Here is a 19,553-nt window from a genome sequence, read left to right on the forward strand (position 1 = left end):
CTTTAATTCTCCTGACGATTCATTGCGCAAGCACCGTATCGGTAATGACCTTATTCGCTATTATGGCGACTTTGGAATAGATGCTTTTGGTAAAGGCTGGTCTTACTCCACCAATTTGGAAGCAAAATCACAGATGTTTAAGGCATATCCGGTTAATTCAAACGACCTCCTTTCGTCAATACTGTCTCCTTTGTATGTGAATGCGGGGGTCGGGTTGAAATTTAATTACGAAAGGCCCTCCAAGACAGTGCGCCATCGTAAGATTAAATGGGAACTGGCAATTGCCCCTGTCTCCATCAACTATGTCTATGTGATGAATGACGATGTGGACGAGAAACGTTTCGGTATTGAGGAAGGAAAGAAATCCGAGTTTGACTTCGGTAGCACCATTACCTCCATATTAAAATACGATATCACAAGATATATTACCTGGGATTCGCGCCTGACATATTTTACCAGTTACGAGAAAGTTATCTCGGAATTTGAGAATAGCCTGAATATGGCTTTGACGAATGCCTTCTCCACTCGTTTGTATGTGATCATGAGATTTGACGATGGGGTTCCTCCCGATCCCGATCTGAAGTACTGGCAGGTGAACCAGACGCTCAGTTTTGGCCTGAATTATAAGTGGTAACCTCAACAGAAGCGTGCTTTTTCTTCGAAATGGTATCCATTCAGGAAATCGATGGTACTCATTCGCCTCTTGCCGGTCAGTTGAAGTTCCGTAATTCGTAAGAATCCGTCTTTTGCCGCCACGTCGAGGTGTGACTTATTGTCAGTCCTGATGGTGCCCGGCTGTAAATCGTGAGTCTTGTCTTCAATCGGCTCACCGGCAAACAGTTTGAAACGTTGCTTTTCCTCATTGTCGGTCACCCGTTCCGTCCATGCCGCCGGATAAGGCGATAGGCCGCGGATATAATTATATACCTCCCGCACTGGTTTATTCCAGTCGATCCGACAGTCTTCCTTGAATATTTTAGGGGCATTCTTTAATTCGGACAGGTCTTTGAAGAGTTTATCCTGCGGAACGGGTTGTATATTCTCTTCCAGTATGGCATTGACGGTCTTCAGTACCAGTTGTGCCCCCATTATCATCAGCCTGTCGTGCAAAGTACCTGCATTGTCTGTCTCATCGATCGTTGTCTTTTCCTGAAAGATGATCTTACCAGTATCAATCTCGTGTGAAAGGAAAAAAGTAGTCACGCCGGTTTCTTTCTCCCCGTTGATAATGGCCCAATTGATAGGGGCGGCTCCCCGGTACTGGGGCAGGAGTGATGAGTGGAGGTTAAAAGTGCCTTTCGGCGGCATATCCCACACCACTTCCGGCAACATACGGAAAGCTACAACGATCTGGAGATCGACGTTTAACCGTTTTAGCTCATGCAGAAACCCTTCATCTTTCAGTTTCTCGGGTTGTAATACCGGAAGTCCCCGCTGCAGTGCATATTGCTTTACCGGTGATGGTTGTAGTTTATATCCCCTGCCTGCCGGCTTATCGGGCATAGTGACAACCCCTACTACGTTATATCCGTTCTCTATAAGCGTTTTCAACGACTCAACGGCAAACTCCGGAGTCCCCATGAAAAGGATACGGATTGATTTTTTGTCCATGAAATAGTTAATTACCAATTACCAATTATCAATTACCTCATTGGGATATTGTTTCATTAATCCCATTGGCACATTAGTCTACTCATCCGCTTCGGAGTAATTCTCCACCAACACCTCCCGATAGGAGTTGAATACCGATGATTGTGACAAAAGGCCCTGATAAACTCCTTTTTGGTCTACTACCGGTAAGTTCCACGCTTTGGTGTTCTCAAATTTTGCCATGGCCTCTTCCATACTGCTGTGTAATTCTATTACGGCCGGTGCTCCCACCATGAACTTCTCTACGGTGAACCGGTCATATAGTTCGGGGCGGAACATGATATTGCGGATATCATTCATCATTACCAGCCCTAATAGGATCCCTTCTTTATTCACTACCGGAAAGACATTCCGGTTGCTGGTGGAGATGACTTTTACCATATCTCCAAGCGTCATTTCAGGTGTCACGGTTGGAATGTCTTTTTCGAGCAGGTCTTTGATTTTCAAAAAAGTAAGTACAGCCCTGTCTTTGTGATGGGTAATCAACTCCCCTTTTTTGGCAAGCCGTATGGCATAGATGCTATGCTTCTCGAATACCATGATAGTCCCGTAAGAGAGCAGGGATACGATCATGAGAGGGAGGAACAGGTCATATCCCCCTGTCAATTCCGCAATAAGGAAGGTGCCGGTAAGCGGTGCGTGCATAACCCCTGCCATAACCCCTGCCATCCCCATCAGCGCGAAATTTTCCTGTGGAAGGTATACGGTATATCCCAATTGATTGAGGGTGTACGAATAGACAAACCCAACGATGCACCCCAAAAACAGGGTAGGGGCGAACACCCCCCCGGTACCGCCGCCTCCGTTGGTGGCGGTGGTGGCAAATACTTTAAAGAGAATGACAAGAATCAAAAAGACGACGATAGTCCATCTGCTTTCCAGCTGGTGGAAGAAGCTTTCATTCGTGAGAGAGCCGAACGAATCACCTCCCGCTAACAACACATTGATGGTGTTATATCCTTCGCCATAAAGGGGCGGAAAAAAGAAAATCAATAAACTCAGCATAGTACCGCCAAGCAAAAATCTTTTCCATGAGGTCAGCCCCTGAAAGATTCCCTCCAGACGGCTCATGACACGGATTATGTATAATGAGAGAAATCCACAGAGTATGCCCAATAAGATCACATAGGGGATACGGTTGAGCGTGAATGGTTCAATCAGCGTAAAGGCGAACATGGCGTCCATGCCTGTAAGCAGATATGATGCGGTGGTTGCTGTCACAGCTGTTACCAGGAGAGGCAGGATCGACGACATGGTGAGATCGAGCAGTAGCACCTCAATTACGAAAAGAATGCCTGCGATAGGCGCTTTAAAAATACCTGCAATAGCGCCGGCCGCACCACAGCCAACCAGGATCATCAGGCTGCGTTGCTCCAGCTTGAAGAACCTTCCCAGATTGGAACCGATTGCCGAACCTGTCAGAACGATGGGCGCTTCCGCTCCCACCGATCCCCCGAACCCTATGGTGATGGAACTGGCTACCAATGATGTGTACATGTTGTGAGGCTTGATGCGGCTCTTTCGTTGGGAAATGGCAAAAAGAATCTTTGTGACACCATGGCTGATGTCGTCTTTCACCACATATTTCACATACAACCCTGCAATCAGAATTCCTATAATGGGATAGAGCAGGTAAGAGAAATTGAGGTTGGGGCGGCTGAAATTTTCGGTGAGAAAAACCTGGAAGAAATGGATTGCCGTTTTCAGGAAGAAAGCCGCCAAAGCCGTAAGAATTCCTACCAGGAAGCATACGAACAGGAGAAAATGGCGTTCCTTTATGTGGCGGTCACGCCAAAGAAAAAATCTATTGTATCTATCTGCCATAACCCGATTCTTTACTTGCGTATGATTTTGATGGAACCGCCTTTTTCCAGTTTCACAATTCCCGATGGTTGTGCTTTGACTTGTTCTTTTTGCCGGTATGTGACGATATAATCCACACCTTCTTTCATAGCCGGGCTAATCTGCGAAAAAGAGGAAGGCGAAGGCTCTCCGCTTATATTGGCCGATGTGGATACAATCGGTTTGCGGAACTGCCGGCATAGTTCCATCGAGAATGTTTCAGCGGTAATGCGTATGCCGATGGAACCATCCTCGGCAATGAGATTCGGCGCCAGATTCTTGGCCCCGTCGTAGATAATGGTGAGGGGTTTGTCTGCCAGGTCTATCAGATCCCATGCTATGTCGGGCACATCGGCTACGTATGCCTGCAACTTGGCTGGGTTATCCATCAACACGAGCATCGATTTACTGTCATCACGTTGTTTGAGTTCGTAAATACGTTTTACGGCCTCCTCATTGGTGGCATCACAACCGATACCCCAGACAGTGTCGGTGGGATAGAGGATAATCCCTCCTTTCTTTAATATGTCGCATGCTTTTTTTATATCGTCTTGCATTGTTCCCCAATAAAAAAATTATAGACCTTTATGATTTGATTTTTTGCATTATCAATGCGTGAGAAAATGAACCATCCGAAGCAAGCCAGTCCTCCAACAGCCCTGTTTGCCGGTAACCCGTTTTCGTGAACAATTGGATGCTATTGCTGTTTTTTTCGGGAATGATCGCGTAGAGTTGCCTCAAATTGAGAAACCGGAAAACGTAATTTTCGAGTAGCATGAGTGCCTGTTCCGCGTAGCCCTTGCGCCGGTGTTTGTTGTCGATCAGTATCCCCACGCCGGCTCTCCGGTGAAAAGGATCAAAATCATACAAGTCCACAGTGCCTATGCATTCTTCCGTTTCCTTGAGAGTCACCATCAGCCGTAGTTGTTTATCTGCATATATGTCATGTTTATAGTCAATCAGGTATTGTTTGATGGTGTACCGGGAAAAAGGGACAATAGAGGCCCCGTTCTGCCAGATCGTCGTGTCGTTTTCCCAGGCATACAGCAAATCCATATCCTCCGGTTCGGGAGCACGTAGGCGAAGGGTGTTATTTTCCAGCAACTTGTTCATTTTCGGGATAATTGTATTGTGTGAGCTCAGGATTATTGTATGTTTCCTTTAGTTGTTCTTCTATTTTTCCCGATTCCGTTTTCTCTTGCCCGGCTTCTACTTGTTCTTCTTCTGTTATCTCTTGTTCTCCGGTTGTTTCGGTGAGATTTTCCAGTTCCGGATAGGAGGGTTTGCAAAAGAAAAAAACAATAAACAATACCACTGTAAACCAGAAGAAATTCATATTCCGGGAGATAGCGAACAGGATAATATGCATGAGTGTCACTGTGCTGAGGGTGTACAGACGCAGAAAAGAGGTATTCTTATACTTATCTGTAGCCGTCCGGATATCTGCAGGCCGGGGTATCTTTTTCAGCAGGTGGGCAAAAAGTTTCAATGAAGCCGGGATGGCTATGATGGTGATCATGATGGCATACCTTTCTGCAGTGACGCTGATAGCCTGTCCATCCATAAAGAGAGGAATCATATTACATATCGCAAGTAGAAAAATGGCTGCCAGCAGGATGATGTTCCCGTAAAAATGCCCCCTCAGGAGTCTTATGGCTTTTTCCATTACACTGCTGCTTTTCATTTTGAAACAAGTTTATAAGATTCATCAAACGGAGTCCGGTTTAAAATGGAGCGACCCAATGTCACTTCGTCGGCATACTCAATTTCATCGCCGATGGATACCCCCCTGGCTATAATACTCACTTTCACTCCGTAAGGTTGAAGTTTACGATAAATATAAAAATTGGTGGTGTCGCCTTCCATGGTGGCACTCAGGGCAAGGACCACTTCCCGTATTTCCCCTGTTTTCACCCTCTCTTCGAGACTGGCGATTTCCAGGTCGGAAGGGCCGATACCGTCGATAGGAGAGATAATGCCCCCTAAAACGTGGTAAAGCCCACCAAACTGTACCGTTTTTTCAATGGCCATCACCTCTTTCACATTCTCCACTACACAGATCAAAGCTCTATCCCGGGATTTGTCGCTGCAAATATTACATACTTCCGTATCGGAAATATTGTGGCAGACAGTACAATATTTAATCTCCCGCTTTAGCTTTAGAATGGTACCGGCAAAACCGGCAACTCTTTCCTCATCCTGGCGCAACAGATGGAGTACCAGTCGTAATGCCGATTTTCTCCCGATGCCGGGAAGATTGGCAAATTCGTTGACTGCATTTTCAAGTAAGGCAGATGGGTAGGGACTGTTCATTGATGTAACATTTTCGGGTATTGCAAAGATACGATGATTCAATTTACCGGACAAATAACTTTTAATTTGTATAAAAAGAGGCCTTCATGGATTTTTTATTCCGATTTCGTTTTTTGTTAGATATAAGTTTGTAAATTTGCAATTCTTAATTACAAAGTGATAATTTTAAAAAGTGTATAAAAAGCCCAGATTTGTGGGAATCGGTCATCTATCCGGTGAATTTTTTATAAACAAAGAATGAATATGAAAGTACTTTTGGCGACAAATAAGCCATTCGCTTTGCCCGCTGTGCAGGGGATTCAACATATTATTGAATCTGCAGGTCATAAGTTCGTGAAGTTGGAGAAATATGAAGAGGAAAGTCTGTTGCTTGATGCTGTGAAGGACGTAGATGCTTTGATCATACGCAGTGACATTATCAGCAAGGAGATAATAGAGGCAGCCCCTAACCTGAAAATAATCGTCAGGGCAGGAGCCGGTTATGATAATGTGGATCTGGACGCTGCTACCAGTTGTGGCGTCTGTGTGATGAATACTCCCGGACAAAATGCGAATGCTGTGGCTGAACTCGTGCTCGGTATGATGATTTATGCACAGCGTAACCATTTTGATGGTTCTGTAGGGCGTGAATTGAGCCGTAGGCGGCTGGGATTATATGCTTTCGGGAATGTGGCCAAGATGGTGGCCAAGATAGCGAGAGGTTTTGATATGCCGGTGTATGCCTTCTCGCCAACGCTTACGCATGACGACTTGCGCAAGGAAGGAGAATATGGGGTAATCACTGCCTATACAAACAAGGAATTGTTTCAGAACAGCGATTTCGTTTCCCTCCACATGCCTTTGCTCGAAGAGACCCGGTACTGTGTGGATTATGCCCTTTTGTCCCTGATGCCGAAAGATGGACTTCTCATCAATACGGCTCGTAAGGAGTTGGTGGTAGAAGAAGATTTGATCCGTATCATGGAAGAACGCCCCGCTTTCCAGTATGTTACCGATGTCAAACCCGACAAGCATGAAGAATTCCTGGAGAAATTCCCTAAACGTTATTTTGCCACACCCAAAAAATTGGGTGCACAAACGACCGATGCCAATAAAAACGCGGGATTAGCTGCTGCTAACCAAATTGTGGCTTACTTCCAGAATGGGGACGAACGTTTCAGGGTAAATGCTTAATGTGCCAATGAGACTAATGGGACTAATATGCCCATTAGTAATTAGTAATTGCCCATTAGTAATTGGTAATTGATAATTGATCATTGGTAATTGGTAATTGATCATTGGTAATTGGTAATTAGTAATTGGTAATTGATAATTAGTAATTGATGATTGATAATTAGTAATTTAAATACATTTCTTATGCAAAAGTACAATTTTAATGCCGGTCCGTGCGTACTTCCCCGGCCGGCAGTAGAGTCAGCCATTGAAGCGATACGCGATTTCGATAATACCGGAATAGGTATTCTGGAAATATCGCATCGTACTCCCGGATGGGAGCGGATCATGAAAGAGACCGCAGATTTATGGAAGGAGTTATTGAATATTCCGGATAATTACCGTGTGCTTTTGCTGGGTGGAGGTGCCAGCACGCAGTTTTTTATGGTTCCGGCCAACCTGATGAAGAAAAAAGCGGCTTATCTGCAAACCGGCACGTGGGCAAAGAAAGCTATCAAAGAGGCCAAATTCTATGGCGAGGTAGCGGTGGTAGCTTCTTCAGATGACAAAAATTACTCCTATATCCCCAAAGATTATACTATTCCGGCAGATGCCGATTATTTTCATATCACGAGCAACAATACCATTTTCGGTACTGAGATACACGAAGATATTGATAGCCCGGTTCCATTGGTGGCCGATATGTCGTCCGATATAATGAGCCGTCCGGTAGACGTATCCAAATATGGCCTTATTTACGGAGGGGCGCAAAAAAATGTAGGACCGGCAGGTGTGGCTTTCGTGATCGTCCGTGAAGATATTCTTGGACAGATCGACCGGCCATTGCAGACCATGGTGGATTACCGTACACATATAAGCGATTCCGAAAAGAACCGTTCCATGTTCAATACCCCTCCGGTATTCCCCATTTTCGTGATGCACGAGACATTGAAATGGTTGAAGGAACTGGGCGGTCTGGAAGTGATGCATACACTTAATAAGGAAAAAGCTGCCCTTCTCTATGATGAGATCGACCGTAACAAGCTTTTCGTGGGAACGGCCGCCAGAGAAGACCGCTCCATTATGAATGTATGCTTTGTGATGAACGAAGAATATAAAGACAAGGAAGCCGATTTTCTGAAGTTTGCCACTGAACGGGGAATGGTAGGTATCAAAGGCCATCGCTCTGTGGGCGGATTCCGTGCTTCTATTTACAATGCATGTCCCAAAGAGGCTGTGGAAGCCTTGATCCAGTGCATGCAAGATTTTGAAAAACAGGTATAATTGCCTGATTATAATAGATTATCAAGAGCTGTACGGGAAACCGTATAGCTCTTTTTATGATTATTTAACCTGATTATTTTTACGAAATATAGTGTATGTTACGATAAAGTCGTAGATTTGCATTATTCAATATAGATAAAAAGATATGGAACGATTGACTCACCAGGAAGAAAATGTAATGTTGCATATATGGCAACTCAAAGAATGCGCCATAAAGGATGTGGTAGACAGGATGGAAGAACCGAAACCGCCGTATACCACGGTGGCATCCATCTTCAAAAACCTCGAAAATAAAGGATATCTTGCAAAAAGACGATTTGGAAATGTGAAGGTATTCAAGCCTGTGATATCGGAATCGGCCTATAAGCGACATTTTTTATCGGGGGTTGTGCAGAGTTATTTCGATAACTCTTATAAAGAACTGGTTTCCTTTTTTGCCAAGGAACAGAAGATTACAGCGGACGAACTTGAGGAAATTATTCGCCTGATTGAGAAGAAACGTAAGTAAGGACTTGTTTCAACCAAAATGCATTTATCATGTCACTGTTTTTTATATACCTGATACAAGTAAATATAGCGCTGGCTCTGTTTTACCTCTTGTATGTAATCGTGCTGAAGAGGGACACCTTTTTGGGGTTGCGGCGCTTTTATTTCCTGTCGGCAATTGCCTTTTCACTCCTTTATCCCTTTTGGTCCATCCCGGTGTTGGGTGATTTTTGGGGCTCTTTCTTCATGCCGGGAGATGCAGAGGCTCTTATACTGATAGGTGAACCAAGTGCCATGGTGATAGAGGAAGATGCCGGGAATGCTGCCGGTATTCTGTGGTCGAAGGTTATTTCCCTGGTGTATATTATTTTTACGCTTGCGTTTGTTTTGCGGTTTTTGGGGCAGCTACTGTCGATCCTTCGCATGAATATGAGGAGTGAGAAAGGTGTCATTACCGGAGTGCCGGTTTATCAGTTAAAAGACGATATAGCTCCTTTTTCGTTCTTTAACCGGATTTTTATCCATAGCGAAAAGCATTCGGAAGCCGAATTGTCCCAAATTTTGCTGCACGAACAAACGCATGCACGCCAATGGCATTCCGTCGATATCATGCTTATCGAGTTGGTATGCCTGTTTTCCTGGTGGAATCCGCTTGTATGGTTGCTGAAACGGGAAATGGCAATGAATCTGGAATACATGGCGGACAAGGGTGTACTCTGCGAAGGGATCGATAGCCGGGAATACCAATACCATCTTTTACGGTTGACTTATCAGGAGACTGCCATGCAGTTAGTAAATAACTTTAATATGTCACAATTAAAACAACGGATTATGATGATGAATAAAACAAAATCGCCTACATTGGAATTGGCGAAATACCTGCTGATATTACCTTTGTCTTTTTTACTGGTTTTTGCCAATAGTTGTGTAAACCGGGATAAGAAAGGCGGGGGAGATGAAACTACGGAAATGGGTACGCCGGGATCTGCGGATCAGCCTGATATCATTCCCGAAGTACCCGCCCCAATTGTGGATAACAGTGAAGTGTTTGTGGTTGTGGAAGATCAGCCTCAATTCCCCGGTGGGAATGCGGCCATGATGAAATTTCTGGGTGAAAATATAAAATATCCGGTAGAAGCACAACAGAAAGGCACTGAAGGACGTGTGATCGTCAACTTTGTAGTAGAAAAAGATGGGAGTCTGAGTGATTTTAATGTTGTGAATAGTATCGATCCTCTGTTAGACGCTGAAGCGTTAAGGGTATTGGAAAGTATGCCGAAATGGATTCCCGGTAAACAACGGGGGGAAGAGGTGAGAGTGCGGTTTACGTTGCCGGTGGTTTTCAGGTTACAGGCGAAAGATGACAAAAAAACTGTAATGCCAAGCGCTTCCAATGAAGTGTTTGTGGTGGTAGAAAACCAACCTGAATTTCCGGGAGGGAACGCTGCGATGATGAAATTCTTGTCCGACAATATCAAATATCCGATGGTGGCGCAGGAGAACGGAGTACAGGGGCGTGTGATTGTCAACTTCGTAGTGGAAAAAGATGGAAGCTTAAGCGATGTGCAGGTGGTCCACAGCCAGGATCCGGCCCTTGATAAAGAAGCTGTCAGGGTAATCGAATCTATGCCCAAGTGGAAACCGGGCACCCAGAGAGGAGAGACTGTGAGGGTGCGTTATACCCTGCCGGTTGTTTTCAGACTTCAGAATTAATCCTTCCTTCCTGTTAATCATTTTTGAGATGGGCAGAGGACAGGTTTATCCCGGACTCTGCTCATTCAGATAAATAACCATTGCCCGATAATCATAATCTAAAAAACCGATGATGCTTAGATCTTTATTCTTCAGTGTATTACTCTTATTCCCGGTATATTTGTTATCGCAGTCCAATGAAGTGGAGGAAGCCTTACACAACTTTCAATACAATGAAGTGTTGGCGTTGTTGGATGCAGCACCTCCTACCCGGGAAAACCTGTTGCTAAAAACCCATTGTTACGAGAAGCTGTATAATTATCCGGCAGCACTGAATATTTATAAGCAGTTGTTGGATGAGTATCCTGAGGATGTCAACTTGACGATTTCTATGGCAGAATGTGCATCGCAAGCGGGAAATTCGCCGCTCTCGCTGCAATGTTGGATAATAGCCGACAGTTTATCGCCGGGTAACCGGTTCATCCAGACCCAAAAAGCCATGGCTCTTTACAGGAATAATAATCCGGATAGAGCCATTGAACAGGCAAAGACCGTCTTTGAAGCAGACTCCGTACCCCTGCTGCTTCGTATGGTGGGCGATGCTTACCTGTACAGCGGACAGGGGGATTCTGCCATCTGGTATTATTATAAAGCGATCGAGAAAAATCCGGCAGACCATTTGGCGGTGAATAAGCTGGGGAATATTTATTTGGGCGCAAAATTTTATGATGCCACGATTGATCTGACGCAGACATATCTTGAAAATATTAATCCTGAGCAAATACTCATCGGTCAATTGAACGGGATGGCTCACTATTCAGCAGGCAACTATGCAGAAGCGACCGGACGATTAAAAGACAATATTATATTGGGTGACAGTTCATATACTACTTGTTACTATCTGGGAATGAGCCTCTATGCATCCAAATTGTATTATGAATCCGTGTCATGGCTGGAAAAAGCATATAACCAGAATGATACCGATGTCAATTTACTCTATTATTACGGAACAGCTCTTTCTATGACTTATGACCGGAAGAGAGGGATAGAAGTGTTGACTGAAGGAGTAGAAAGAATCGAAAAAATGAACGAAATGTTGTTTGATTTCGATCGTTCTTTTGCCGGTGCTTATATGCGGTCGGGAGATTATTATAAAGCTATCGGATATTTTCAGTCGGCTTATAAACGGAACCCCGAGACTCACCCGCTACTCTACAATATTGGAAACTGCTACGAATCGATGAAAGATTATAAAAATGCAGTAACCTACTATGAACGTTTCCTGAAGACGGCACCCAAGGGATGGGATATGGACATGAAGAACCTGGAAGAGGGTGAAACCGGAAAGCCAAGCTCTGCTGACCTTCTCTACAAAAATGCAACCTGGCGCCTTGAAAGGCTAAAGGAGGAGCTGTTTTTCCAATCAACGGATTAATTCGGCTTCGCATTATTCAATAGTTATTCAGCTTCGCCTATTCGATAGTTATTCGGCTTCGCCGTTATTCGCTTCGCGTTATTCAGCTTCGCTGTTATTTGTGCTTCGCACGTAACTCAATTACCACTGAATTACCATCGAACAACAACTGAATAACCACTGAATAACCACTGAATTACAATTGAATAACCACCGAATAACCATCGAACATCAATTGAATATATCGTCAATTCCTTGGCTTTCGATCACCGGGTCGTTACCGCGGTAGAAATCGGGTGAATACCGCTGTCTATCATGACAGGGATCGAAATCGGCGGGGATGTCAAAAACGCCGTCATCGGTGTAATTCAAATCCTTATCGGCATACACCTTCTGATAAAAGATACCGTGAATGGGAAGCGCCATACTGGCTCCCTGCCCATAGACCATCTGGTCGAAATGGATGGAGGGTTCGTCACCGCCTACCCAGCAACCTGCAACCAGGCTGGGGGTAAACGACATGAACCAACCGTCGGAGTTGTTATTGGTCGTACCGGTTTTGGCGCCCATCTGGCCTTTCAGGTTATAGATGCGTCGTAACCGGCCTGCTGTTCCGCCGTCCACAACTCCTTTCAGCATATCGAGCATCTTATAAGAGGTGGTCTCACTCACGATCTCCTTCATCCGGGGGACAAATGTAGCTACTTCATTTCCGTAGGAGTCCTCAATCCGGGTTACTATCATCGGTTCCACACGGATACCCTTATTGATAAAAGCAGAATAGGCACCCACCATCTCGTATACGGAGGCGTCATTCGGCCCCAATGCCAGTGAGACTACCGGGTCGGCAGGTGTTTTTAACCCGAACGATTGGAGCATCCGGGCAAAGGCGTAAGGCGAGAACTGGCTCATCAGCCAGGCGGTGACCCAGTTGTCGGAGTTTTGTAATCCCCATTTGATAGTGACAAATTCCCCGGTTGCGGCACGTGTATTTCTTGGATCCCATGGCTTGCCGTTTTCATCCATTAATCTTATTGGCCCGTGGATCATACCGTCGCAGGGACTCATCCCTTCTTCCATCGCCAGCGTGTATAGATAGGGCTTGATGGTAGACCCGATCTGGCGTTTACCGGTGGCGCTGTCATATTTGAAGAACTTGAAATCGGGACCTCCCACATAAGCCTTCACATGTCCCGTCAACGGGTCCATCGCCATGAAGCCGGTGCGGAGGAAATTCTTATGGTAACGGATCGAGTCCCAGGGAGTCATGAGAGTGTCCACTTCCCGGTGCTCCCAGGAGAAGACCTTCATCTCCACCGGTTTTTCTTTGAAGTTCCGGATAATCTCCTCTTCGCTGAGGCCACCTTGTTTAAGGACACGGTAACGTTCGCTTTGCCTCACGGCAGCCATCATCAGGTTGTCTACTCTATCGCTTACTTCACGGGAGTAGGGTGCATAACTCTTTCCTTTCTTTTCACGGAAAAACTGGTCCTGGAGATAGCCTCCCAGATGTTCTTTGACTGCCGCTTCGGCATAACGCTGCATACGGGAATCGAGGGTAGAGTATATCTTTAATCCGTCGGTATAAATATTGTAACTCGATCCATCGGGTTTTTTATTTTTGTGGCACCAGCCGAAGAGCGGATCTTCTACCCAGGAAACGGAGTCTTCTACAAATTGTTGCCTGTGCCATGACGCGTAATTTTTCCTCTCCGGTTTCTTTGCCATCATGATTTTTGCCAGATGCTGGGAGTAATAAGGAGCCACAATATCGACGTGGCTGGAACGGTTGAAATCGATTTCGAGGGGAAGGCGCTTCAAAGAGTCGGCTACCTGTTTGTTGAGGTGGCCGGCTTTCTGCATCTGCGTGATGACCACATTCCGGCGATCACGGGTTATTTCCGGGCGGCGTTGAGGATTATAGAGGGACGAGTTTTTAAGCATCCCCACCAACATGGCCGATTCTTCAATATTCAACTCGTTGGGCGTTTTGTTGAAATAGGTACGGGCGGCCGATTCGATACCTACCGCGTTATAGTTGAAGTCGTACTTGTTGAGGTAAAGGTTAATGATTTCGTCTTTTGAATAAAAACGTTCCAACTTGGCTGCAATCACCCATTCGACCGGTTTCTGAAAAACACGCTCTATCTTGTTGTTGGCCCTGGGTGAATAGAGCAGTTTTGCCAGCTGTTGCGTGATGGTGCTGCCTCCTCCGCTTTCTTCACGGCTGAGTATAAGTGTCTTAAAGATAACCCTGCCCAACCCGATGATATCGATACCGGAATGGGAATAATAGCGGACATCTTCCGTGGCGACCAACGCGTTGATGAGATGGGGCGAAAGTTCAGAATAATCTACAAATATACGGTTATCATTGCTTAGGGAATAGGTGAAAAGCAGTTCATTATCCGTTGAGATTACCTGTGAGGCATATTTGTCGATCGGGTTTTCCAGTTGATCAATTTTGGGAATATAGCCTATGAGCCCCGCGGAAACAAGCAGGAAAAAGAGAATGCCACCTACCGCTGCGATGCCGAAGAGACCCCACAGTATTTTGACAATTCCGCTCTTTGATGATTTGGCCTTTGTTTTCGGGCTTTTCTTCTGACCCTTTGTTTGTTTACCCATACTTTATATTATTCTCCCCTAAATTTATATATGCTGAAAGATTGCGACAAATAGATTTCCAGACTTGCCCGAAACGCATCTTACTTTCTGCAAAAGTACATAAAACCATTGTAACCAAGAAGGGAGATCTATTAAAAATAGTTTTGCAGACCTTTCAGTGGCTTATGATTTCACTGCCACACCTCTCGAAATATCATCAGAACCGGAAGGTGAATCCGCCCGAGGCATTGAGTCCTTGTGCCGGATAACCATACCAGATATCATATTTCTGGGCGAGCAGGTTGTTCACCCGCAGGTTGATCGAAAAGGCATCGTTGATCTGGTAGAGTGCGCCTGCATTGAGATCGTTGATATTGTCCATTTTCCTGTTTGCTCTGTCGTAATACGACCAGCGGTCTCCGGCAAAGTAATAATTGGCCGTAAGTTTCAGGTAACTTGTCAGGTTGAGTGCAGCACGTATATCGGCTTCAAAACCGGGTTTGTTATAAGCTTCAGGCTTTTCGATATCAGTCCCGTTGATACTGACATAATCCAGATTGTAGAAATTCTTTTTCAGGCGTAGTGAAATATCGAGTGGAGCCCAGATATTGCTCTGGATCATCCCGCCGATATGAGCGTGCGATATATCACCGTATATAGGCCTCAGTACTTCTTTGTGAGCCCCCAACGCGTCTTCACCGATCACATCCTGGCCGTTCAATACCAGGAAATGCTCATCTTCTGTCTTTTTGAATCCGCCGAAAATATCGAACCGGAAACCGTTGACTTCACCGATCTTTACTCCGGCATCTATGTCAATGACGGAGTAGGAGGGCTTTACAATATCATAAGGGCGGATGTACCGTGATTCCCGCATCATATCGAGGAAAGTATTATTGCTGAATCCACCATGGACATTCGCATAAAGCGATGAATGTTCCGTTATCGCCAATTGGGCTGTCACATTCGGTGCGACGCGTACCCTTGTCCCGTCGGCGTCCTGGAACAGGACATCGGCGCCTAACCGGGCAAAGCTGTTAGCTGTCCCTAAGGTCACATAAGGCGTGGCATTGAGCAGGAAATAGCTGTTAAAGTCTCCATTATAAAATGCGCTGGAGATATTCCCGTCGATACCCACTTTGCTACGTGTGCCACCAAAAGCGCCGAAAGGTTTATCGAACCCCACCATGGCGTTCACCTCACTTCCCTTTATCCCTTCCTCATCGAGCAGTTCCCCGAAGTCTGTGGAAAAGTTGCGGAAATTGATGTATCCCCTGTAATTCCACTGGTCTGACTCGTGCGACGCAATGCCTATTTTCGTGTCGAGTACACCCAGGCGTTGGTTCTCATCGTCATAGAAAGCCGGATTGTCGAATCTGTTCCCATAATAGTTGAAGAGCGAATGCAGGTAAGACAGGTCGATGTTGAGCGTGAATGCATCAGCCCGATGCTTGTAACCAAACCGTCCTTCATTATCCATGAGATAGGCTTTATTGGAATTCTCTTCCACCTTTTGGATATATTTGATATCTCCGTTTGTGGAGTTGTGGAGAAAGGAAAAAGTGAGGCTGTTCTTTTCATTTTCCAGCAGCCGGTAACCAAATGCGCCATCCATATTGGCATAATTACCCGCGTTGAAGGATAGATATCCTCTTTTTGTACTGAAAGGGATCTCCGTCATGATACTTCCCGGCCGGGGCAGTGCTATTTCCAGCGGCGGGGTAGTACGTCCCGACCAGGTGGAGTAGTTGGTATTGGCTTTCAGCACGGAGGGTTCACGCAGTGCCGGGAGTGAGTTGATCTTGTCGGCATCTAACAGGGTGGGGTTGAAATCCCGTTCCAGTTCCATCTGACGCCTCAGCAGAGAGTCTGCTGTCTGGGCAAAACTTCCGGCGGATAATGCCAATGCTGCTATAACGATATATATCTTCTTCATTTGTATGTTAGTTTGTTGATTTTACTTTATTGTTACTCGATTCTATTGTTATTCGGCTTCGCCGTTATTTGTGCTTCGCACGTAACTCAATAACCACCGAATAACCACCGAATAACCACTGAATAACTACTGAATAACTACTGAATAACCACTGAATAACCACCGAATAACCACCGAATAACTATCGAATTCTCTCATTAATCATCTGTTGGATATCGGCCTCATTCCCTTTGTAATTGGATTTCAGGCTTTCGATATATTGTTTTGCCTGGAATTCATCGCCTTTGGCAAGATAGGTGTCTGAAAGGACAATAAGTGCCCGTGCCATCCAGTATTGGTGAGGTGTGCCTTTTTGCATGAACTCTTTGACCTGCGCCTCGGCACGGTCATAAGACTTCCACCGGTAATAAGTGTCCGCAAGGATGAATTGTGCTTCGGCTCCATAAATACTGCGGGTATCATTGGCTACGAATTGGAAATCGGCCATGGCATTATCGGTTTCATTGACTTGCTGGTATGCTTTTCCCCGTAAATACCGTGCTTCAATCACTGTTTCAGGTGAAAGATTACTGTTGGAAAGCAGGTCGGTGGCTGCACGGGCTGCCTCATGATAACCTCCCAGCTGGGATTGCGTACGTACAACTCCTATTTGTCCCAACTGCCGGTTCGTAGCGTTCCGGGCTGAGTTGGCCAATCGGGAATAATCGGCAAGTGCCTGGCGGAAGTTTTCATTTTTGTATTCGGTCTGTGCTGTATAGGTAAGCGCGTTGTCGAGGAATTTTACATTGCCGGCATCGATTACCTTCCGAAAATGGGATAAAGCCAGATCCTGATTTTTTCTTTCGTCGGCGATCACAGCGAGATAATAATGTGCGTCGCTGCTGTATGCCCCATTGGGATAAGACTGGATATACTTTGTCATAGCAGACTCGGCATCCGTACGGTTACCACGCATATAGACACTTTCTGCGGCGAGGTAAGTGAGCGAGTCTTGTCTCGACGGCGTGATTCGCATCCCTCCCGGTAAAGAGTTCGCATATTTTACATAATTGTCGATATCGTTCATGTCTCGATAAACTGTCTCCAGGGAGATCAGCGCATTTCGTGCATCGTCCGAGCCGGGGAAATTGGCGATTACATTCTTATAAGCAGTAATACTTTGCTGGTAATTATCCGTATTATAATACAATTGTCCTAATTGCACACCGCCCTGGCTGGCAAGGGGACTTTTCGGAAAGTCATTCACGAGCCGTTGCAATACCGAGATAGCTTCATTTTCCCTGTTAAGCATCGTAAGTGCACGACTCTTTTCATAGAGGGCATCATCAAAATAGGAAGAGCTGGGATAGTTGCGCATCAGGTTGTCCAATGCCGTGATTTTTCCCTGGTAGTTCCGTTGAAGCCCCATTACAAAAGCCCGTTGGTAAGCAGCATAATCGGCAGAGGAAGGGTTGATATCTGCTGCCTGGGCATAGAACCGTTCCGCTTCACTGAAACTGCGGTTAAAATAATAGCTGTCACCTATGCGATTAAGTGCGTCGGCATATTCCGGCCGATTCCTTGTCTTTTCTGTGGATACATATTGTTGAAAGGCATTGACGGCTTGGTTATATTGTTGTTGTTTGAAGAGTGCATACCCAAGGTTATACCATCCGAGGGCGTAATTATCCTCTGAGGAGGTTGCATTCTGGGTGAATTGGCGGAAATCGTTGGCGGCATTGGGGTAGTTTCCCATCCGGTAATAGGTTTCTCCCCTCCAGAAATAGGCGTTGTTGCGGGCTTTGGCATCCTGGTTCCCCATACTGATACTGCTGTTGAAATGTTGGATTGCCTCGTTCATGTTACCGTTGATGAATGCCTGGGCTCCCAACTGGAAAAGCACCATCTGCTTGGCTTCCAGTATCCGCCGACCCGGATTATTGATACGGTTGATGGCATTCAAGGCGGCGTTATAATCTTTTGTGGTAAGGAATGTCTCCGCCAGGATATCATTTACCTGGTCTCTGTAAGGTGAATTAGGGAATTCCCTGAGGAAGTTTTCAAACAGGGTGATGGATTCACTAAAAACGGAGAAGTTGGTTTCGTGAGCCAGCAACGCGTAGTTGAATAGGGCCGTTTCGCGTACCTGGGGATTGAAATTGGTGCGTGAAGCCGCTTCAAAAGCCATCTGGGCGGATTGTTTCTGATTCAGTTTCAGATAGGTTTGCCCCAATTGCAATTGTGCATTCTGGGTGAGTTCGTCGGCTTCTCCCACAGCCTGTTGGAACATCTGTACGGCTTTACTGTAATTGGCCGTTTCAAAATAAGATAATCCTAAGAAGTAAGCATCGCCCCTAAGCGGCTTCTCCACGCCTGAAAGGTACCTCTCGTAATAGGGTACTGCCCTGGAGGGCTGCCCCAACCTGTAATAACCGTTGCCAAGCACCCTGTATGCTTCAGTAACATGTTCACTGGATGGATATCTGCTTATGAAAGCTTCCGACAACCTGACGGCTTCATCTATCTTGCCATCGAAAAAAGTGGCCTGTGCTGTATAAAAGGCTACTTCCTCGCTGTATTCGGGATGATTCCGTAATCGTTCAAAATGCCGCAAAGCCTCCGCGTAATTGCCGTTGGAATATTCGATGTAGCCAAGATAAAAAGCGGCCGCATCACGGTATTTGCTGCTGTTTTGTGAGAGTAACCCGAATAAACGGGTGGCATCCTCCTTATTACCCAATTGCAATTGGGTATATGCCGAACGGAAACTGTAATCCTCCTGTTCCGATAGGGTGAGGTAATCGAGGTCGGCCCGGTTGAACCGCTCTCCGGCGGTCTGCCACTCTTTCTTATCGAAATAATAGGAGCCGATCAGAAAATTGAGCTGATGGCGGTGAATAGTTTCAGGATGCATGTCGAGAAACGCTTCCATACTATTCCCGCTGTTTTCGCTGCCACGATGGAATGAAGAGAGAGCCATCATATAGGCTGCTTCCTCTATCAAATAAGTATCGCCACTTCCGGCAACGAATTTTTCCAGCAATTGTTCCGCCCCTTCCCAGTTTCCCCTGAGGAACATCTCTTTTCCCTGGTTGAACAGTTGCTCGGGCTGGGCATGATATACCGTTTTTTGTGCTATGGAAACCTCTGCTATAAGAGCAAGGGTAAACAGTAAGATGATTTTCTTCATATTTTAGA

Annotated in this window: 14 protein-coding genes and 1 pseudogene; 6 read left to right on the forward strand and 9 right to left on the reverse strand. The window is 45.7% G+C overall.

Features of this window, described 5'->3' with window-relative positions; all coding sequences use genetic code 11:
* A pseudogene (locus ABV001_RS09115) lies at positions 1 to 634 on the forward strand (DUF3078 domain-containing protein); the annotation flags it as partial.
* A gap of 2 nt (positions 635 to 636) precedes the next feature.
* Here ABV001_RS09115 and fmt read toward each other — a convergent pair.
* The 6 genes from fmt to recR form a co-directional block, all read right to left on the reverse strand.
* Positions 637 to 1,611, reverse strand: coding sequence for a methionyl-tRNA formyltransferase (gene fmt / locus ABV001_RS09120; protein WP_352422514.1), 975 nt, complete (start codon positions 1,609 to 1,611; stop codon positions 637 to 639).
* Between the two features lie 78 nt (positions 1,612 to 1,689).
* Entirely contained in the window at positions 1,690 to 3,474 is a 1,785-nt protein-coding gene (locus ABV001_RS09125; protein ID WP_352422515.1) for a chloride channel protein, read from the reverse strand.
* 11 nt (positions 3,475 to 3,485) lie between these two features.
* Positions 3,486 to 4,049, reverse strand: a complete 564-nt coding sequence (locus tag ABV001_RS09130) for an L-threonylcarbamoyladenylate synthase (RefSeq protein ID WP_352422516.1) — start codon at positions 4,047 to 4,049, stop codon at positions 3,486 to 3,488.
* 28 nt (positions 4,050 to 4,077) lie between these two features.
* Positions 4,078 to 4,605 carry a GNAT family N-acetyltransferase gene (locus tag ABV001_RS09135; RefSeq protein WP_352422517.1) on the reverse strand — a complete coding sequence of 176 codons (528 nt, stop codon included), beginning with the start codon at positions 4,603 to 4,605 and terminating at the stop codon, positions 4,078 to 4,080.
* Positions 4,583 to 5,158: a hypothetical protein gene (locus ABV001_RS09140; protein WP_352422518.1), complete on the reverse strand. Its 576-nt coding sequence runs from the start codon at positions 5,156 to 5,158 to the stop codon at positions 4,583 to 4,585. The genes ABV001_RS09135 and ABV001_RS09140 overlap by 23 nt, the downstream gene beginning before the upstream one ends.
* Positions 5,159 to 5,172: 14 nt before the next feature.
* On the reverse strand, positions 5,173 to 5,805 hold the full coding sequence (recR, locus tag ABV001_RS09145; protein ID WP_352422519.1) for a recombination mediator RecR: 633 nt from the start codon (positions 5,803 to 5,805) through the stop codon (positions 5,173 to 5,175).
* Between the two features lie 243 nt (positions 5,806 to 6,048).
* Between recR and ABV001_RS09150 the strand changes: the two genes are divergently transcribed.
* The 5 genes from ABV001_RS09150 to ABV001_RS09170 all read left to right on the forward strand — a co-directional run bounded on the left by ABV001_RS09150 (position 6,049) and on the right by ABV001_RS09170 (position 11,854).
* Entirely contained in the window at positions 6,049 to 6,978 is a 930-nt protein-coding gene (locus ABV001_RS09150) for an NAD(P)-dependent oxidoreductase (RefSeq protein WP_352422520.1), read from the forward strand.
* 183 nt (positions 6,979 to 7,161) lie between these two features.
* Positions 7,162 to 8,241: a 3-phosphoserine/phosphohydroxythreonine transaminase gene (gene serC, locus ABV001_RS09155; protein WP_352422521.1), complete on the forward strand. Its 1,080-nt coding sequence runs from the start codon at positions 7,162 to 7,164 to the stop codon at positions 8,239 to 8,241.
* A gap of 145 nt (positions 8,242 to 8,386) precedes the next feature.
* Complete coding sequence (locus tag ABV001_RS09160) at positions 8,387 to 8,749, forward strand: BlaI/MecI/CopY family transcriptional regulator (protein ID WP_352422522.1); 363 nt, start codon at positions 8,387 to 8,389, stop codon at positions 8,747 to 8,749.
* A gap of 29 nt (positions 8,750 to 8,778) precedes the next feature.
* Entirely contained in the window at positions 8,779 to 10,440 is a 1,662-nt protein-coding gene (locus tag ABV001_RS09165) for a TonB family protein (protein ID WP_352422523.1), read from the forward strand.
* Positions 10,441 to 10,549: 109 nt separating this feature from the next.
* On the forward strand, positions 10,550 to 11,854 hold the full coding sequence (locus ABV001_RS09170) for a tetratricopeptide repeat protein (RefSeq protein WP_352422524.1): 1,305 nt from the start codon (positions 10,550 to 10,552) through the stop codon (positions 11,852 to 11,854).
* Between the two features lie 210 nt (positions 11,855 to 12,064).
* On the opposite strand, the gene ABV001_RS09175 is transcribed toward ABV001_RS09170, so the two are convergent.
* The 3 genes from ABV001_RS09175 to ABV001_RS09185 all read right to left on the reverse strand — a co-directional run bounded on the left by ABV001_RS09175 (position 12,065) and on the right by ABV001_RS09185 (position 19,545).
* Positions 12,065 to 14,461, reverse strand: a complete 2,397-nt coding sequence (locus ABV001_RS09175; RefSeq protein ID WP_352422525.1) for a transglycosylase domain-containing protein — start codon at positions 14,459 to 14,461, stop codon at positions 12,065 to 12,067.
* 196 nt (positions 14,462 to 14,657) lie between these two features.
* A complete protein-coding gene (locus ABV001_RS09180) occupies positions 14,658 to 16,376 on the reverse strand; it encodes a TonB-dependent receptor (protein WP_352422526.1) in 1,719 nt (572 codons plus the stop codon).
* A 181-nt stretch (positions 16,377 to 16,557) separates the two neighbouring features.
* The gene (locus tag ABV001_RS09185) at positions 16,558 to 19,545 is read right to left on the reverse strand and encodes a tetratricopeptide repeat protein (protein ID WP_352422527.1); all 2,988 of its coding nucleotides are present in this window, start codon (positions 19,543 to 19,545) and stop codon (positions 16,558 to 16,560) included.
* Positions 19,546 to 19,553: the final 8 nt, after the last annotated feature.

The sequence above is a fragment of the Proteiniphilum sp. genome (assembly GCF_040307845.1).
GTDB lineage: Bacteria > Bacteroidota > Bacteroidia > Bacteroidales > Dysgonomonadaceae > Proteiniphilum.

Bases quoted from the DNA above. Each gene is read 5' to 3' on its own strand.
- ABV001_RS09175 (WP_352422525.1), bottom strand. From the start codon at position 14,461: ATGGGTAAACAAACAAAGGGTCAGAAGAAAAGCCCGAAAACAAAGGCC.
- ABV001_RS09185 (WP_352422527.1), bottom strand. From the start codon at position 19,545: ATGAAGAAAATCATCTTACTGTTTACCCTTGCTCTTATAGCAGAGGTT.
- ABV001_RS09180 (WP_352422526.1), bottom strand. From the start codon at position 16,376: ATGAAGAAGATATATATCGTTATAGCAGCATTGGCATTATCCGCCGGA.
- ABV001_RS09125 (WP_352422515.1), bottom strand. From the start codon at position 3,474: ATGGCAGATAGATACAATAGATTTTTTCTTTGGCGTGACCGCCACATA.
- ABV001_RS09165 (WP_352422523.1), top strand. From the start codon at position 8,779: ATGTCACTGTTTTTTATATACCTGATACAAGTAAATATAGCGCTGGCT.
- ABV001_RS09160 (WP_352422522.1), top strand. From the start codon at position 8,387: ATGGAACGATTGACTCACCAGGAAGAAAATGTAATGTTGCATATATGG.
- ABV001_RS09135 (WP_352422517.1), bottom strand. From the start codon at position 4,605: ATGAACAAGTTGCTGGAAAATAACACCCTTCGCCTACGTGCTCCCGAA.
- serC (WP_352422521.1), top strand. From the start codon at position 7,162: ATGCAAAAGTACAATTTTAATGCCGGTCCGTGCGTACTTCCCCGGCCG.
- ABV001_RS09130 (WP_352422516.1), bottom strand. From the start codon at position 4,049: ATGCAAGACGATATAAAAAAAGCATGCGACATATTAAAGAAAGGAGGG.
- ABV001_RS09140 (WP_352422518.1), bottom strand. From the start codon at position 5,158: ATGGAAAAAGCCATAAGACTCCTGAGGGGGCATTTTTACGGGAACATC.
- recR (WP_352422519.1), bottom strand. From the start codon at position 5,805: ATGAACAGTCCCTACCCATCTGCCTTACTTGAAAATGCAGTCAACGAA.
- ABV001_RS09170 (WP_352422524.1), top strand. From the start codon at position 10,550: ATGATGCTTAGATCTTTATTCTTCAGTGTATTACTCTTATTCCCGGTA.
- fmt (WP_352422514.1), bottom strand. From the start codon at position 1,611: ATGGACAAAAAATCAATCCGTATCCTTTTCATGGGGACTCCGGAGTTT.
- ABV001_RS09150 (WP_352422520.1), top strand. From the start codon at position 6,049: ATGAAAGTACTTTTGGCGACAAATAAGCCATTCGCTTTGCCCGCTGTG.